General features: G+C 70.8%; 2 protein-coding genes. Both read left to right on the top strand.

The window, feature by feature from the left end:
- The first annotated feature begins 9 nt into the window (after positions 1-9).
- Positions 10-156, top strand: a complete 147-nt coding sequence (locus tag R5H29_RS23050) for an HK97 family phage prohead protease (protein WP_407073569.1) — start codon at positions 10-12, stop codon at positions 154-156.
- A partial coding sequence (locus R5H29_RS22720) for a phage portal protein (protein WP_332329897.1) occupies positions 156-456 on the top strand: 301 nt, incomplete at its 3' end. The genes R5H29_RS23050 and R5H29_RS22720, both read left to right, overlap by 1 nt.

Here is a 456-nt window from a genome sequence, read left to right as displayed (position 1 = left end):
GCGCCGAAGGTGCGGGAACTCCGGGCGGTGGACTTGCTCGAAATCTCCGTGGTGAGCGCGTTCCCAGCTTACCCTGACACCACCGTTGCCGCCCGCTCCGCACGCCTGGCGCTGGTGTCACCGGCCGCGCGCCGTGCTTACCTCGCGGGGATCTGATGGGCCTCCTGTCGCGCCTCCTGGGCCGCACGACCGAACGCCGCGACGCATCATGGAGCGCGCTCGCGGCGGCGCTGCCGGTGGGTAGCACGCGCATCAATGCCGTGCTGGCCGAGAACCTTTCGAGCGTTGTGGCGTGCGTGAACGCGATTGCGGACGGTCTCGCGATGCTGCCGGCGGCGGTTTACCGCATGGCCGAGCATGGCCGGACCGAAGCCCCGACGCATCCGGTGGCCGCGCTGATCCGGCGGCCGAATGCGCGGCAGAGCTGGCCGGACTTTGCCGGCTGGCTCATGGGTC

It is taken from the genome of Stenotrophomonas sp. A3_2 (assembly GCF_036624925.1).
Taxonomy (GTDB): Bacteria; Pseudomonadota; Gammaproteobacteria; order Xanthomonadales; family Xanthomonadaceae; genus Stenotrophomonas; species Stenotrophomonas hibiscicola.
This window is presented reverse-complemented; position numbering and strand designations above follow the sequence as displayed.